Origin of the sequence: Enterococcus sp. DIV1368b (assembly GCF_050529595.1) — a bacterium.
Lineage (GTDB): Bacteria > Bacillota > Bacilli > Lactobacillales > Enterococcaceae > Enterococcus_B > Enterococcus_B mundtii.
Genome location: NZ_CP172883.1, coordinates 1,484,773 through 1,504,424, shown reverse-complemented (window position 1 = coordinate 1,504,424; position 19,652 = coordinate 1,484,773). Strand labels below are relative to the sequence as shown.

2 protein-coding genes and 1 pseudogene are annotated in these 19,652 nt (G+C 37.9%); 2 read left to right on the top strand and 1 reads right to left on the bottom strand.

Going from position 1 to position 19,652, the window contains the following annotated elements; all coding sequences use genetic code 11:
• Positions 1–196 precede the first annotated feature (196 nt).
• Complete coding sequence (locus IGJ19_RS06960) at positions 197–9,415, top strand: QWxxN domain (RefSeq protein ID WP_430604535.1); 9,219 nt, start codon at positions 197–199, stop codon at positions 9,413–9,415.
• Between the two features lie 365 nt (positions 9,416–9,780).
• Here IGJ19_RS06960 and IGJ19_RS06955 read toward each other — a convergent pair.
• Positions 9,781–10,007: pseudogene (locus IGJ19_RS06955) on the bottom strand (hypothetical protein); the annotation flags it as partial.
• A gap of 327 nt (positions 10,008–10,334) precedes the next feature.
• Between IGJ19_RS06955 and IGJ19_RS06950 the strand changes: the two are divergent.
• Positions 10,335–19,610: a QWxxN domain gene (locus IGJ19_RS06950; protein ID WP_430604534.1), complete on the top strand. Its 9,276-nt coding sequence runs from the start codon at positions 10,335–10,337 to the stop codon at positions 19,608–19,610.
• Positions 19,611–19,652 lie beyond the last annotated feature (42 nt).

Genomic DNA, 19,652 nt, shown 5'->3' with positions numbered 1-19,652 from the left:
AATGGAAGCTTTGTTTATACATAACAATTTTCTATTACATATAAATAAAAAAGCTTATAACAAAGGGTTTTTTCGACATTTTTTTATTTTTTTCAAAAAAATAGTACTTAAAATCAGTTATTTTTCCTACAAGATAATCTAAAATAATAGATATACCATTTTAATTAATCAGCTGTATTGAAAAGGAGCGAAAAAAATGCCAATCGAAGAACATCGTAAAGCAGTCGGTACATTTGAGAATAAACGCAATAAAAATTCTGATCAAAATGCAAGGCAAGAATCAGTCAATTTCATCTCTAGCACTGCAAATACTCAGCTAACAGAACAAATTAGATGGTCTCCATTACTTTTCCTTCAACTATTAGTCATTGCTGATTCTTTTGCTATGAGAGGGGTCCCCCCAAGAGCACTTCGTACAAGTAGGCCTGCTTTTGAAGCCGATACCACAGTTGAGATTGGTCCATTAGAAACAAATGTGAATCAAACCACGATCCATTCACTCTTTTTTCGTTCGAGTGTCAATACGACCCTCGTTCAACCAGCACAACCGATCAATGCTTCTAAATACCTTTCTGATCCAGTAAGAAAAACGACCTTACAAGAACCAGTTTCTTTAGCTGCATTTACACACCATTGGACACTGCATGTACATAAAACCATTCATAATCTGGAAGAAATCGATAAGTGTAATACCACTGTCACGCCCATGTCCGTACTCGACTATGGGTTATGGGAGAAGAAAAACCATACGCTCTATCATTTTAATACGATCTGTGAAGAGGCGAAATCAAAATCACTAAAATTAAGAGAGCAAGCAAAAGACGATCAGCAAGAAATCCACCATTTTTCTTTTAAAAATAAAGATTCAAAGAATAAAGTAGACTTAGGTAGAATCCAACGTGAGTCAAAAAATATTGCTCGGATGGTCCTATCATCTTACTATGATCATGACGCAGAATCTTCAAGTAGTCACAGCGAAAACAATCATACAAGACCGTTCCTGCCAACCTCTTTTTGGGACAACTTAACGGATACCTTTACTTCTTTTTTTCATGAATACCAGAATAGTAGTCACACGACTGGTTCAGGTGAACCACCAGTTGAGAGCGTATTATCAACGTTTTTTACAGTATTAGCACGGACATTCTCAGCGGAAAACCTTGCAACTGAACATGCTCAAAAAGAAAGTAGAAGGGACGCTGGGGCAACATATTTTCCTCTACTCATGAGTGAACAACCTCAGTCATCTATGCGCCACCAAGATCAGGCACCCAAGAACGACCAAGCAACTGAGGCACCGATTTTGGAAGAAGAAGAAGAATATCTCGCAGCGCCATTATTAGAATTAGCAAAAAAATTCAACGAACGAATCGATCAATTCTTTGAAAAGAGCAACTTTCAGATATTTCCTGGAGCAGAAGCGTTACCAATACCTAAAAAAAATCCGACTGATCACTTTTTACCTTATGCCTCTAGTACGAGTGTTTTAATGAATTATATGGAAGAAGAACCTTCTGTGGAACTAAAAGCAACAGTCAATGAGGTACTAAAGCGTTACGTGAATATTGAACCTTCACTTTCAATAACTGGTAAACAATTGACACCCTTTTGGTTTCATCTAGTGCTCTTTCAGAAGCGATATAAAGTGGATGCAGTAATGAATACCCTCAGAAAATCGCTTTGCGAGTTGTCCGATGCCGTTTGTTTCTCGAATAGTATTTCCACAAAAGAATTGTTTCGTGGGCTTCAGGAATGGGGAACTTCAAAGGACCCAAGTGATTACGAACAAGTCCTGGAAAGAAGACAAAAGATAGCCAAACTCATTTTAGAAGCTTATGACGTAAAAGTAGATGGGATTACTGATATCGAAGCAGTCAAAATCTTTCTACAAGCGCGAAATAATCATGCCTTTAAGTACTATACATTTCATGAACCTAAATCATTGGATCCAGCCAATCAACAAACAATTAGTTCATCCTCCTTACCTGATGTCCGCCCTTATGATGCTAGTCAAACGCCACTGAACTCAGCCGTAGCAATATCAGCACTAACTCGAGCCTTCTTTGACCAAACAATGGATGCCTATATGAAAGATCAGCCTTTACCTATTCCACCAAAAGAACCAATAAACGCCATGTGGTTTGACTTAGATGTCTATCAGCAGCGTACCAAAACTGAAATCGCTACAAATAGAATGAAAGAGAATGTTTGTGCATATCTCGGATTATGTTTGATTGATGATCTGTCGACCAAAGATTTTTTCCTTACCTTACAAAAATGGGGAAGTAAAGGGATGTCAAGTACTAGCATACTGGAGAAGAGACTTCAAATCGCTCACCTCATCCTTCAAAGTTACGGTTTGAAGGATGAGGTGATTTCCGACGAACGTGCGATTGCGATTTTCATCCAATGGCTTCATAACGACGCCCTAAAACATGTTCCATTTACCGAACAGCATCTAATAGACCTACATCCTATCCAATCAGTTCATTTAGAGCATAAGAAACTTTTACCTTATGACATCAGCGCGCAAGTATCGTTAAAATCAACGAGAGAGCTTTCAGAAGAAGAACAATCAGTCGTCAATAAAATAGTCATGGCTCATTTGAAGAATCAGCCTTTACCAGACAATTCCTCTGTGCCTTTACCTCCGATATGGTTTGATTCAGAGTTATTTGATAAAAGGGAAGAAACTGAAAAAGTCAACGGCCTCATTATTAGAGAACTTAGTAGCCAGTATGTTGAATTAAACCAATTATCGGAACTAGCACCAAATGATTTTTCGCTAGTTTTGCAGAATTTTGCTAGTAGAGGACGATCAGATGCGGTGATCATTGCGCGGAGACTTCAAATTGCCAAAACGATTCTTGATAAGCATGGGTTACCTGCCCATAACTTATCGGAAGAACGCGCAATCGCTATTTTTATGCAATGGCGCTATAACAATGCTTTTAGGGGCTACAATTTCAAAGAAGAAAGCGAGAAACACTTCATCCAAAAACGTACAGGGGGAAGATCAGATAATCCTTACCCAGGAACTTCATTGTATGAAACTGCTCAAAGTTTACAAGCGCCATTATTTTCATATGAGGAACTGCACATAGATGTAGAACACAAATTAAAATTATGGACTATCTCCTATCTTGACACGAGATACTTGTACAATACATTGATACCACATGTCATACTAATGCCATTCTGGTATCATTCGATCATTTTTGAAGAGCGAAGCCAAACTGAAACAATCAATGGGGCTGTGAAAGATTATCTGGCTCATGAAGAGGGGGATTTCCGTCAATTAAACGACTCAGTCATACGCTATACCTTCATTGAGCTGGCCTCACTGGAAAGTGAAGAAAGTCCTGATCAGTCATTGATTCGAAGGAGAAAAATCGCACATGTCATACTTGATACACTCAGACGTCCAGCGACAAAATTGACGGATGCAGAAGTAAATGCGATTTTCTTACAATGGCGAACGAACAACGTGTTTATTGCTGCCAACTTTAAAAATATAAAAACGATTCCTTTACTTGAATCCCCACAAGTTGATGAGATAGCAACTACGGATCAAACGGTGAATCCTTCTCTTTCATCTCAAGAGAAGGATTTGATACAAATCAAGAGAATCGTGCAAGAAATTAGCAATAATAGGCAACCCTCGGAGGCAGATAGACAGAATATCCCGAATTGCTATTTTGTTTTTTCAATTTATCAAAATATCTATAGAACGCATGTAGTCAAAGAAAAAATTAGGAAATACCTACGCCAGCAAAATATTGTTGGCGAACTCGATACGTCTGAGAAATTGATTAACGAAGTGGACAAATGGGTAGGGGAAGAATGGGAAGTTGAAAATAGTGTCGATGCGGGAAAGATGCAATTTCTCACGTACATGATCTTGGAAGAATATCGTGTGGAGTTTATGAGATTTGGAGAGGTCCTTTCAACAAGAAAAATGCAGGCAATTTATATGCAATGGAAAATGAATACATTACTTGAAGGTGGCACATATAAAGACACGGATGAACAAACGATTTATTACAAATTATCTCCTCCAGAATCTCCATATGTTATCAGTAACTTTCAACATAAACAGGACAGTGATCAAATCTATAGAGCCTTTAGTAGGGGGTATAATTCCGAACTTTCTACTGAAAAACCAATCATTCCATATGTCTATTATAAAAATATTTTCGATAAACAGGAAGAAACGTATTCCGTCAATCCAGGGGTTAGAAACTATCTTCTTACACAAAAAGTCCCGACCATACCTCAAGAAACCGAAGGTTTGACAAAAGCATTGGAAGACTGGATACTTTCCGAACCAAACTATTATCACATGGTTGAACGTGTAAAAAAAGCGGCAAAAATCATTCTGCAAGAATACAACGTTAATGAAGAGGATTTAACCCTTAACAAGGCGTATGCGGTAATCCTTCAGTGGGTTAACAATAATGCGCAGTTTGATTTCACTTTTGATATGCAGAAAATATGTTTTGCCTATGGAACAGAAGAAGCTAGCAAAAATCAAGAAATACTTGAAAAAGCGAAAGCATTTATTTCTGAAAACAACATCGAACAAAGTACGGAAATAATCGGGCAAGCAGAAATTGATACATTCGGAAGATCTGCGATACAAGTGGAAGCAACATTTAAAAAAATAGCTGATTTTTTAACTTCTGAGGGATATCCTTGTGATACTGACGATACAGATAACTTAGTAAGAGTGGCATCTTATTGGACACTTAAAGAGGGAACGGCAGAAGAAATACTTGATTTCGGTAAAATCAAAAAATTAGTCGTAATGATTCTAGGCGCAAGACAAGCACAAAGACTTTCAAACAATGAGCTGCAACAAGCATTCGTCAAATGGGCCGTGGAAACCTTAGAAATGGCTGCTCCACCAACGATAACTTCTGTACCAGTAATCACTCCCGCGCCTGCTCCTATCGATCAATCCTTTGGTACTAGAGAAGACCGTGAATGGCGTGATCTAAGCATCAGAAAGCAAATCGAAAGTTTCTTTCAAGACAAAAAGTTACTTCCTGATAAAGCAGCAAAAGAGGATATATTGATTGCTTTTGCCAAATGGTTTTCACAAGATGGGGCGGGAATCACACTAATGCCTGACAAAACCCAAGAGATTGCAAAAGTCATTCTAAGAGCCATGAACCGATATGGTGGTGAAACAAGCGAAGTAATCAGTCACAAAAATGCAGAATTAACGGTAACAAAATGGATTTTTGAAAATATATTAGGCTGTTCAATCGAAGCCTATGTCGCTAAGAATATCCTTGCTTCGTCAAATCCATCCGTCTTTACCATCGGTCAGCTAAGGAAATTGTTTGAGATCGACGAGATGCTTAAAACAGGCACTATCTCATTTGGTCAACTACGCACGGCTAATGCAACAGAAGAATCTTTGATACTTTTAAAAAAAATGTGGATTCTTTTGGTTCAAAAAACATTACCGAATTATTTTCTTGAGACGAGTCAGTTAGCAGACGAGTTACTGATTTCTGAATTTGGCTCATTGGTTCAGCTGGTCGGATCGAAATTACTTGATAATGAAGGCTACATCAGCCAGTTCAATCAAACTGAGATTCGTAAATTAGGTGCCGCGTTCTGCGAGACGATTAGTGTACAAGGCATTTCAACTCTGGACGAATTGAATCATGTCTTAATAGCAGCGTTGATTGCTACAGCGCAATTCGATCCAGAAGGATTACGAGAAGCAGGTAAGACCGGAGATTATAAAGGCTATGCGTTAAAAGTCTTTCTAGGGTATTGGCAAAAGCGGCATGAACTGAGTTTACAACTTCAAGAAGAAGTCCAAAAGCGATTTTTGATTTTTCAAGCAGCGATGATCAACTGGCGACGAAAACAAGTGATCACAGAAGAGGTCGTCCAGGAATGCGTACGGCTTGGTGCACAGTCAACCTTTGGCATAGGGGAAACCTACCTAGGCGGAGGTAGCCCATGCCCAAGTCTATACACTCCTGTAAATATTGAAGTTGCTTATACAAGCTTGACAAAACAGGTGTCAGAAACTTATTTCAGCTTTGATCAAAAGATCATTGAATTTTCATTTAATACGATGAATCTAGTAGAATACGATTTTATATTTTCTCCTACTACTCAAATTTACGGCGCAACTGCTCAATTAAAAAATAAAGTGCACTATTACGCTCCCTCTGGTCCTGGAGTGATGCCTCCCGTCTTTTTTGCTCGACGTGAAACATGGTTAGACACCACTCTTTCTCTCGATCAAACCGATTTATTTGTGGCGATAAATGGGACAGAAGAACGATTATATGCGTTGAAAAAGCTACCAGATGAAGGTGGCTACATTATCTATCGTGTGGATAAAAAACCATTACTCTACCTTAACTTTGGTTTATTCAACAACAAAAAAGTTTGGGGCCAGGGTTATCAAGCAGAAGGGGATAAGATTCGCATTGGAGATAAACTTTTTACCTTTACTGTTGAGATCAATAAAGAGAAGAAGCTCAGTCAAGGAATCGATAATCAACCGTTAATCGATTATTTTGCTCATCTACACAAAGATATACTATACAAGCTTTTGTATGATTTTGGAAACGATAAAACCATCAAGGAGAAAGTATGGAATATCGTTAAACACTTTATTCCGTTTTATGATTGTGTCGTCGGCATTATTGATCAAAATGTAGGTGAAGCAGCCACGTCTTGTGCCATTGATGCTATTTTCTTGATCCCTTTCCTTGGCCAAGTGACCTCTGTGACTTCAAAATTTGCTTTAGGGACAGCAAAAGCAATGGCAACGGGTGGTATGAAATCAGTCATAAAAAATGCTCCTCATTTTCTTCCTACCATAACTGATGTAAAGTTCTTATTGAAAAGCAGTGCTCGTTACGTAGATCCGGGATTTGAGTTATTAATGGGCGGCGGAAAAATAGCTATCAAGCGATTGATCAATTTGCAATATACACATTTAATTACAGAAGAAATGAAATTGTTACTAAAAAAACTAGAAAAATATCAAGGGGCAAAGATGGCTAAATCAATGGAAAAAGACATGGTTTTAGCTAAATTGACAAAAGATGGTCCGTACATCTTTGTTAAACGTAAAAAAGGTCACTTGTATCTGCAGGTGACAAATATAGAAACAGGTGATGTCTTTGGTCGCTACTATACATTGAATGGTGATCAATTGAAAGTATTTGAAGGGCCTATTCCTTCAACCCCTGAACAAATTGAATTGGTTAAACGGTTAACAAGCTCAGTAGTTGTTTATAAATCGTTTGGAGAGGAAAAAAATTTAAATCCAAAAGGGTATGGTGAGGGTACCATTTTAACGATCACAAAAGTAGATCAACCAATTGAGTATTATATCAAGATCAATGCACAGACCGTTCCAGTCCGAGTGACGACGATTGATGGTCAAGGTACTCGCTATGACGTGTGTGAAGGAAATAAAGTATTTCCTGTAATGTATAATGGGATCGAATGGGGGTTTGAGCCACCCTCATCCCAAACGGTGACAAAAGAACTCATCGAGTCGCTGGAAAAACAGCTGGATCAGTCTGAAACATTGAAAGACCCAACCACGCTTTCACCACCTGATGAAAACGGATTGATGTGGAATGCTCAAAAGAACGCCTACATCAAGATCAAGGATCAGTATGTCCCAATTCAATTACTTGATGCAGAAGAAAGTCGCTATTCTATAGTAAAGAAAAATGCGAATGCCCCAATGACAGTTTTACGTTTTGAACCTGAGATGAATCAATTTCGCTTTGAAACACCAGAAGAAAAAAAAATGATTGACCTAAAAAACGCGATACTAACGGCTGGAAAGAGGAAGAAATACGAAGAAAAAGTCATTCCTAGCACGTCAAAAGACGCTTCTTCAAGTTCACAAGCTGAAGGACCACCCAAAAAAACGCCTCAGTATATTGAATATAACACTCTTCCACCAAAAGCTGGAATGGAAAAAGAATGGAATGCACTACGAGATACTGTCCCATATGCAGACAGTATCGCTAGAACGATCGATCTTAGCATCAAACTTGAACCTTTGACTGCTTTTATCCCAGAACTACCCAACCGAGTCTTAACAAACCAAGAAGAGCGCCTAGTAAATGAACTCACTGGCGGAATCAACTTACTTTTACCAAAAAAACCTGCGCTTCTTTATCGCGTATTTACAGGGCTTGATCCAACTACATTTCCAAATTTTCTCCAACCATTTATCAATAAATTTAATGAAGAAGTAGAAAAATCTTCAGCAGTTTTTCAAACGTTTATAGAAAAAGCGGACGAGTGGTTAAGTCATGATAATATCGCGGATACAGAGGCTGCCAAACTCTTAATTCCATTCTTTGAATTGCAGGGTGTTGCAAACAGGGAAGCAATCATGAGAGCAACGCTCAACAGACTCAAATCAGTGTGTGAAAAAGGGAACCAATTTATTCAACAATCGTCTGCTTTTGGCTTTAATAATATTTTGACAGTATCGACTAATTTAGTTTACCAAAAAAAAACAAAAAAATACCTCTCTCGGTATAGCACCCCGCCACAAGCAAATGCCTTTGTTTTGCGCTACGATCCAGAGGCTCGAATTATTATTCTAGCAGATTCTTTTCATGTAAATCCAGCTCTAGCGGAAGGCAAGGATACAGAATCTATGGTAAAGCAAACCCTTATCCATGAAATAACACACCTTGTATCTCTCACAGATGATTGGCTAGCCTTTGATTTACCAGACATAGGTGAGGATATGCTTAGTCTCAAACAAGTATTAGATGAATATAAGGAGGATGCGGCTAATCTAATAGTATCAAAGCCATTTAACGACTTCGTTGATCAAATTTCCAAACAGCTCAACTTACCAGGTCTATCACCCGAAAGCGTCAGAGAGGCACTAAAAACAGATCCTTTTCTACAAGCAAATATCAAAATGACTGATGCAGAAACAGTGACAATCCTACTTATAAGTCTTGCTGAGGGATTACCGTTCGAAAAAGCAAAACTAAACAAAAGAGACATAGCGAATAGTCAACTAGGGTCTGGTTATCTTATGCTTGCTATTGCCTTATCAAGTATCCTGAATTATACCGCACATAAGAAAGAAATCCAGCTGGAACAAACCCAGACGATTGAAAATAATAAGACTACAACTTCTGCTCCAGTGAGTGAAGAACATCCTAGAGAAAAAAGAGGGATCAACACCATAATCACTTATGGGAAAACAGCTAGCACTATTACCAATACACAGGGAGCGATCACAAAACAAAAAATGGAAAAAAATTTCTACAACCCATTCAGATTGTACAAAAAGAATCAAAAGGAACAATATCCTTATGATCCGTCCAAGTCTGGCAAGAATAAATCAATGAAGCGCAGCGATTTGAATCTATCTCAACGATGAAGTTCCAATAAATGTGTTAATCCGGCAATAACCATGATTTTCTCAGAAGATGGTCAGTAACCCTAGTTGTAAAAGAATGATGGAAGCAAGAACAGGTAGATTTTCTTGATTGTCTAAACCAAAAAATGCCATTTTAAATAGGTTATAACGGAAATACACAGCTCCGAGTAGTAAGTAGGCAAGAATCTGGGACACCCCCCATGTCGCTAACGTACCTACCTCACAGGCTGAAAATAATAAGAAAGAAGACCTAAGATCCATTTATGTCGATAAAAAATCAACCTAGCAAGTTGATAGAACCAGATAACACAAGCAACTTGCTAGGCGATTAATTTGATTATTTGTTTATTTCAGTGTCGGAGAAATCACACTTCTTTGCACCGACAGCAGCAAATGAGTGGGAATGAGTGGGAATGAATGTAACGATTGCTGCAGAGATAATTCACTGCATCTTTATCTCCTAAGTATAATTTAGTTTAGTAGTGGAAGGTTGTCCGATGCAATTTCGGTGAAATATTGTTGTATACGTGATTCACTCAAGAATCTGGCGAATCGTGTTGGGGGAGATTTGTTCATCGTGAGAAGAGAGAAAAAAGGAGTCTCCAAGTCCGCCTTTTTATGTTGGATAGAATAATTTGTTAGTATCGGAAATCCCGTCATTTGGAACAGGTAGCCGATACACAGGATGGGTTCTGTACCACTATACTTTTCAAGTAAAAAAAAACGAAAAACTGTATGACTAAATGATGTGCTTCTAATGGATCGGATATAAAATGATCGTTGAATAAGATGTTCATTCAACATTATTTATTCTTATATAAAAAATAGGACTTGGTACGAGTTAGTTTCTATATATGATTAATTTAAATAGTAGGTATACCAATATCAATGATAAATAGAATTAAAAAGGAGTGGAAACATGCCAATCGAAGAATATCGTAAACCTGTCGGAATGCATTATAATAAGCTGAACAAAGGATCGAATCCAAAAGATAGACAAGAAGCCGCGAATTTTATCTCTAACCAAGCGAATACCAAGATAAATGAACGGATCAGGTGGTCCCCAATGCTCTTTCTTCAGCTATTAGTCATCACTGATTCTCTGGCTGTGAGAGGGACCCCTCTAAGAGCCCTCCGAACAAATAGACCTGCCTTTGAAGCTGACACCTATGTGGATATTGGTCCAGTAAAAACTGACGAGAATCATATTATGCTGGATCACCCCCCAGTAAATCAGACCGCAACGAATCAGACCAAGACATACCAGCCGACGATCCATTCTCTTTCTTTTCGTTCAAGTGTAAATCCGGCCCTCGTTGAACCAGCACAACCGATCCATGCGACGGAATACTTTTCTAATTCAATAAAAAACGCAACCTTACAAGAACCGATTTCTTTAGCTGAATTCACCCATCATTGGACACTGCAGATACACAAAACTATTCATAATTTGGAAAAAATCGATCAATGCAATACGACAGTTACAACTCAATCAGTACTTGAGGGAGGAATGTGGGAAAAGGAAAATCACACACTTTATCATTTTAATACGATCTGCCAAGAGGCGGTGTCAAAATCCTTAAAACTAAGACAAGAACCAAAAGATGATGTACAAGAAATCCACCATTTTTCCTTTAAAAATAAAGAGGCAAAAAATAGAGTCGCTTTAGGGGAAATTCAAAAAAAAGCCAAAAATATCGCTCGTCTGGTTATAGATTCATATTATAAGAATCTAGCAGGATCACCAAGTAATCACAGTGAAAATAATCAAACTCATTCGACTCTGCCAACATCTTTTTGGGACAATTTGACAGATACCTTTACTGCTTTTTTTTACGAATATCAGAATAGTAGTCACACAGCAAGTTCAAATGACGTGCCGACTGAGAGTATCTTATCAAAATTTTTCACAGTCTTGGCAAGGACATTCTCAGCGGAACATCTCGCAACTGAGCAGATATCAAAAGAGGAGAGAAAGATCCGTGAGGTGCCTTACCTTCCTCAGACATCTAAAAGCAACCAAATTCAGACACCCAAGAGTAGCCAAGCAACTGAAACACCGATATTGGAAGAAGAGGAAGAATATCTCGCAGCCCCGCTGATAGACTTAGCAAAAAAATTCAATGAACGGATCGATCAATTCTTTGAAAAGAGCAACTTTCAGATATTCCCCGGAGCGGAAGCGCTACCGACACCTCAAAATAATCTGAATGTTCCTATCTTACCTTATGCCTCCAGTATGAGTGTTTCAATGAATTATCTGGAAGACGAACCTTCTCTTGAAATCCAAAAAACAGTCAGTAAGGTACTGAAATCCTATGTGAATATTGAACCTTCACCATCAGTCACTACGAAAACATTAACGCCCTTTTGGTTTCATTTAGTGTTATTTCAAAAGAGACATAAAGTAGGCATGGCAATGGAAACGATTAGAAAATCACTTTGCGATTTGTCTGATGACGTTTGCTTCTCTAATAGCGTCTCCACAAAAGAACTGTTTCAAGGTCTTTATAATTGGGGGACTTCAAAGAATCCAAGTGATCAGGAGCTAGTATTAGAAAGAAGACGACAAATTGCGCAGGTCATTTTAGAGGCTTATGGCGTAAAAGATGAGCCAATTACAGATGTCCAAGCAATAAAAATATTTCTACAAGCACGTAACAATCATGCCTTCATGAACTATAAATTTCAACTTCCAGACACATTGGAACAAGTGACACAACGAATCGATACGCCTTCCGCCTCAGCGGATGTGCCCCCATACGATGCGAGTAAAATACCACTGAATTCAGTGAAAGAAATCACACAGACGACTCGATCCTTTATTAACCAAAGAGTGGATATGTATACAAAAGGGCAACCTTTGCCTATACCAAAAACCGAATCGATTGACGCATTTTGGCTCGACTTAGATGTCTTTCAACAGCGCATGAAAAGTGAAGTCGCAACCAATCGGATCAAAGAGCGTGTGTGTGAATACCTTGGTTTCTGTTTGATCGATGATTTGTCTACCAAAGACTTTTTCCTCGCTCTACTAAAGTGGGTGGATAAAGACATATCAAGTGTTGCCATCCTGGAAAAAAGACGCCAGGTCGCTAAAGTTATACTTCAATGCTACGACATAAATGATGACACCATTTCAGACAAGCGAGCCATAGCCATTTTCTTTCAGTGGATTTACAACGATGTGTTTAGCGACATCCAGTTCAATGAACTGAGCCTAACAGACATACAACACTTAAAATCATCTTCTCCAACACAAAAAAAACTATTGCCTTATGACATCAGCTCGCAAGTATCTTTGAACTCCTCTAAAGACCTTTCGCAAGAAGAACACGCTGTCGTAAATAAAATAGTCATGGCTTATTTGAAAAATCAGACTCTACCTGAGGAATCAGGTGTGACTTTGCCCCCGATATGGTTTGATCGAGAATTATTTGATCGAAGAGCAGAGACGGCGAAAGTCAATGATCAAATCATCGAGGAACTTGTCGATCAGTATGAAGAATTAAAAGGATCATCAAGACTAGCGTCAAATGATTTTTCACTTGTTTTGCAAAATTTTGCCAATAACGGAGGCTCAAATGCGGCGATTATCGATCGGAGATTACAAATTGCTAAAACGATTCTAAAAGAACATGGACTACCTGCACATAATTTATCAGAGGAACGAAGTATCGCTATTTTTTTACAGTGGCGCTATAACAACGCGTTTAGTGGCTACACATTCAAAAAAGAACCCGATCATTTGATTCAGAAACGGTCAGGCGAACATATCCCAGGTACCGATTTGTATGAAAGTGATAAAAGCTTACAAGCGCCATTATTGTCATATGAAGAGCTAAATATGGACGTTGAACATGAGTTAAAATTACGGCTCATATCCTATCTTGATATAAAGCACTTGTACACGAACTTGAAAATGGATGCCGTGTTAACACCCTTCTGGTTTCAATATGAGATTTTTAGAGATCGATATCATACAGAAACAATTAATGAATCCGTAAAAGAGTTTTTATCCCTTGAAGAAAATCGTTTTAGCAAACTGAGAGGATCACTCATACGCTATATCTTTATTGAATTGGCTAAATTAGAAAGTGAAGAAAGTCCGACTCTATCACTGATTAGAAGGAGAAAGATTGCCCATGTCATACTTCATACACTTAGTCGCCCAGTGACAAGATTATCTGATGCAGAAGTAAATGCAATTTTCCTACAATGGCGAGCGAATAATGTCTACCAAGATGCCAAATTTCAAGACATAAAAACAATCCCTTTTTTTGAATCTCCTGAGTATACTGAAACAGCAACGACAAATCAGACGGAGAAAGTGATTCCTTCAGATCAGGAAAATGATTTGATAAAAATCAAAAAAGTGGTGCAAGAAGTCATCAATAACAAGCAACCTTTAGAAGCCGAAATACATGATCTGCCAAATTTTTATTTTGTTGGTTCTATTTATCGAAATCGAAATAGGACCGCTAATGTAAATCAGAAAGTAAGAAATTACCTTATCCAGCAAAGAATCGTGGAAAAGCTAGACACCCCCGAGATTCTAATTGAGCAAGTCGAAAAATGGATAGGTAAAAACTGGCAAACTGAAAATAGTGTTGATTCAGAAAAAATGCATTTTTTTGCATACATGATCTTGAAAGAATACGATGTACCACTGATAAGATTAGGTGAACGGTTATCAACAAGAAAATTGCAGGCAATTTATATGCAATGGAAACTGAATACTTTAGTAGAAGGAGCGACCTACCGAACGATAAATGAAAAAACAACCTATTATAAAATATCTCCAGATGAATCACCATACGTTTTAAGTAAATTCCAACAGAAGCAGGAAAGCGACCACATCTTTAGGCTATATAGTAAGGGCGTGACGCCCAATATTTCTAATGAAAAACCACTCATTCCATATGTGTATTATCTCAATATTTTTAATAAAATGGAGAGAACATTCTCTGTTAATAGAGGGAAAACATTGTCTGTTAATGAGGTAGTTAGGAAATACATGCTTACAAAAAATGTCACATTGAGGCGTGTAGAATCCCGCTTTTTAACCAAAGCAGTGGAAGACTGGATACTCTCTGAGCAAAGATATCATTTTATGGTTGGAAGGGTGTATAAAGTAGCCAACATCATTCTTACTGCATACAATATTAATGAGGAAGATTTGACTCTTGAAAAAGCTTATGCAGTGATACTCCAATGGACAAATAATAATACGCAGTATGGGTTCACTTTTGATATGAAACAATTGAATTTTGCCTATGGAAATGATGAGGATAGCAAAAAGCAAGAAATGAAGGAAAAAGTCAAAGCATTTATTTCTGAGAATGGCATCAATAAAAGTGGGAGACAAATCAGTGATGTAGAGATTGATAAATTCGGAAGTTCTGCAATACAGGCTGAACAAACATTACAAAAAGTAGCTGATTTTTTAACTGGCTATGGCCATCCTTGCAGTCCCGATGATAAAAATAACTTAGTAAAAGTGGCCACCCACTGGACGCTCCAAGAGGGATCATCCACAGAAAAAGTGGATATGAACAAAGTCAGAAACTTATTAGTTCTTTTTGTCGGAATCTTTAAAGTTCGAGAACTCTCAGATGAAGAGGCGCATCAAGCATTTCTTAAATGGGCGATGGATACACTAGAAACAGCTGCTCCACCGATAGAGGGAATACCGGAACCTCCTCCAAGCGATCCATCATTCGTCATCTCTGAAGATGGTCGCTGGCGAGATAAAAATATTAGAAATCAAATCGAAATATTCTTTCAACAGAAACAACTGCTGCCTAGAAACCCAAGTAAAGAAGAATTGTTGGTCGCTTTCGGCAAATGGTTTTCTCAAGATAGCGCAGGGTTCGTCCTCATGAATGATAAAACGCAACCTATAGCAAAAATCATTCTGAAAGAAATGAATCGATATGGTGGGGAAGCAGACGAAAAAATCAGTGAAAAAAATGCAGAATTAACGGTGACCAAATGGATATTTGAAACGATATTAGAAAACTCAGTCGAAGCTTATGTCACAAAAAATATTCTCGACGCACAAGATCCATCGATATTTACTATTGGGCAACTACGAAACTTATTTGAGGTGGATGAATTAGCAAAAGCAGGTGTGCTCAATTTGTCAAAAACAGATGCGAAAATATCAGAGGACTCCCTAAGCATTTTAAAAAAAATCTGGATTCTATTTGTTCAAAAGACCCTACCAAATTATTTCCTTGAGACGAGTGAAATTTCCGACGATTTACTGATATCGGATTTTGGATCGGTGATACAGCTGATCGGATCGAAATTACTTGAAAACGTAGGCTATCGTACGAAATTTGATCAAACTGAAATTCGCAAGTTGGGCGCTCTGTTCTGTGAAACGATCAGTACCCAAGGAATCACAACAATTGATGAACTAAATCATCTATTGATCCCCGCATTGATCACGACGGCGCAGCTCGATCCAGAAGGACTACGCAAAGCAGGGAAAGAAGGAAGCTATAAAGAATATGCGCTGCAAACCTTTATTGGTTATTGGAACAAACGAGATAAAATACGTCTTGATATTCAAAAAGAAATAGAAAAAAGATTTATACCCTATCAACAAGCAACCATCCATTGGCGCAGAAAACAAGCGATAACAAATGATGTCGTTCAAGAGTGTGAGCGACTTGGTGCTACCTTTTCTATTGGAATGAGCGAAATCTATCTAGGTGGTGGAAATCCATGTCCTCACCTATTTACGCCCGTCAATATTGAGGTCGCCTATAAAAGCTTGACAAGAGCTATTTCTGATAGTTATTTTGACTTGGATCAAAAAATAATTGAACTTTCATTATATTCACTAAATACGGAAGATCAGCATTTTATCTTTTCTCCGAATACTACTGTTTTTTTAGCATCTGCCAAATTATACAACAAGGTACATTACTATGCTCCTTCTGCCCCTGGTTCAATGCCTATGATCTTTTTCAAACATGATCCATGGTTAGACACCATACTTGAACTTGAACAGACGGATCTATTTGTGGCAAATAACGGAAAGGAAGAACGAATATACGCGTTAAAAAAACTGGCAGATGAAGGTGGGTATATTATCCATCGCGTCGATAGAGACCCCTTACTATTCCTTGAGTATGGTTTGTTTAATAACAAACATCTTTTGAAACAAGGCTATACAAAGGAAGGCGATCGGATTAAAATAGGCAAGAAATTATTTACCTTTACCATTGACATCAAAAAAGATAAAAAGCTATGTCAGGGATACGATACAAAACCCTTTATTGATCAACTTGCACGTCAACACAGTGATTTTCTCTATAATATCATGTATGAATTTGGCAATGATAAAACAGTCACTGAAAAAGTCTGGAATATAGTCAAACATTTTATCCCATTTTATGATTGTGTTGTGAGTATCATTGATCAAGATGTTAATGAAGCGGTGACATCCTGTACGATTGATGCGGTTATGATGATTCCTATTTTTGGTCAAGTCACAGCACTCAATTGGAAATTTGCGCTAGGTGCATCTAGAGCGCTAGCGAAAGGGGGAATAAAATTAGTAATCAAAAATACTACTTATTTTCTTCCTAGTATATCTGACATAAAAGCATTGATGAAAAGCGTTGCGCGATCTGTCGATCCAGGATTTGAGTTGTTAGTCGGAGGAGGACATTTGATCATCAAACGGTTGATCAGTTTTAAATACAGTTCACTGGTTACGACAGAAATGAAAATACTATTAAGCAAATTAGAACGATTTGATAGTGCATCTAAAGCGAAATTTATAGAAGAAGAGATATTACTTGCTAAGCTAGCAAAAGATGGACCACATATCTTTGTCAAGCGTACAAAAGGTAATTTGTTTTTACAGGTGACCGATATTGAAACTGGTGATGTCTTTGGCCAATATTATACGTTGCACGGCGATCAGTTAAAACGCTTTGAAGGGCCTATTTCCTTCACTTCAGAACAAAAGGAATTAATCAAACACTTAACAAGTACAGTTGCTGTATATAAATCTTTTTCTGAGGAAAAGAATTTAAACCCAAGAGGGTACGGAGATGGTCCAATCTTAGCAATCAAAAAAACAGATCTACCAACAGAGTATTATATCAAGTTAAACGGTCATATAGTCCCAGTCAGAGCGACAATTATCGAAGGTCAAGGAATCCGTTATGACGTATGTAACGGAGACAAAATATTTCCGGTAAAATATAATGGAATCGAGTGGGGATTCGAGCCACTAACATCACCGATGGTTACAAAAGAAGTAATCGAAACAATCACAAAACAGTTGGGACAAACAGAAACGATAAAAGATCCAAGTACGCTTTCACCACCAGATGAAAATGGTTTGATGTGGAACGCTCAAGGAAAATCCTATCTCAAAATCAATGATCAGTATGTTACAACCGTATTACTCAATCCAGAAATAAATCGCTACGGTTTATTGAAGAAAAACGGGAGTGATCTGCTGAGGATTTTACGCTTTGATTTAGAAAATAATTATTTCCGCTTGGAAACCTCCGAAGAAAAACGACTGTTTGAGCTGGAAAAAACGATCCGAAGATCTGGAGCAAAAGACATCCCTTCGCAAGAGTTACCAAGTAGTTCGCAAGCAGGGACGTCAGCTGGCGCATCGAGTTCACAAACTACAGGTACAAACAAAGAACCAGACTACTCTGTTTTTCCGAAAAATCCTGGAAGAGAAAAAGAGTGGAATATGATTCGAGATGCTATCCCTTACATTAATATTGATGCACTCAGATTTGTGGATCATAGCGTAAAACTTCCTCCTTTAGAAGGGTTTATTCCACTACCTAGAAACCGAGTCAGAATAGACGCAGAAAAAAATTTGTTAAGTGATCTAGCAGAGGTCATCCAACTATATTTACCTAAAACGCCCGAGCTTCCCTACAAAGTTTTTTCTGGTCTTGAACAGAGTAAGCTTCCGCCTTCTCTCAGACCGTTTGCAAAAAAATTCATAGAGGAAGTTCAGGAAACGGCATCTATCTTCGAAAATTATATAAAATTAGCGGATTTCTGGCTAAGTCATGACAAAATAGAGACTACAGATGCAGCCAAACTTTTTATCCCGTTATTTGAACTACAGAACGTTGAAAATAAGGAAGAGGTCATGCGAGCAGCAGTTAAAAGGTTATTATATATCGCTAAAAAAGGTCTTCAGTTCGTTGAACAATCTGCTGCTTTTGAATTTGAAAATATTTGGATAGTTTCTACTGATTTGGTTTTTCAAAAAAGCACCAATAGTTATTTTTCTCAATATACAACACGCCCACTTGCAGATGCATTTGTTTTAAGCAATGATCCGAATTGTCGCATCCTTATTTTTGCTGATACTTTCCATATGGATTCAAAAATAGATTTGAATCGACAAGTACGTCCGGGTATAAAGGAAACCTTTATTCATGAAATCACACACACTATGGCCGGAACAGAAGATTGGATATGTTACACCTTACCCCCTCGAGGAGTATTCATGAACAGTCTGGAAGAGATACGAGATTCATTTAATAAAAATCAAAATAAGCTTTTACTATCCCCATCATTTCAAGAATTCGTCAAGCAGGCAGCGATGTGTTTTGGTTTACCAGAACTATCACCAGAAAGTGTCTTGGTGTCCATAGGTACAGATCCTTTTTTAAGTGCAAATATTAAATTGACTGATGCAGAAACTGTAATGAACCTTATCATCAGTCTTGTTAAAGGACTACCTTTTGCGCGGGCTAAAGTACAAAAAAGAGAAACAAAAAGCATGGATCTAGGGAATGGATATCTTATGATGGCGATTGCCTTATCAAAAATATGGGACTATAAGGCGAATGAGATAGAAATTCCATTGGACAATGTCCATACGCTCCTAAATAATAAAACTGTCACTGCCACTCCGGAAAGAGACACTGGTCATAGAGAAAAAAGAGGAATCGAAACCATCATAGACGAAGGAAAAGAGAATAGTGAAATCGTTAATGTATTCGGCTTGACTGGAAACACGGAAAATAAACGGAATGTCTTGGATCCGTTTGGATTGATCAGGAAACAAAAGATGAAGAAAAAACAAAGAACAGTCCGAAAGCAAAGTCCTTTTAATCTCTTTGGACAAGGAGGGAACAACGATAAAAAAATGAAACGAAGTGATTTGAATGTATCACAAAGATAAGTTAGTCACTATGATTGAACCGCTTCTTAATCAGTCAAGTGC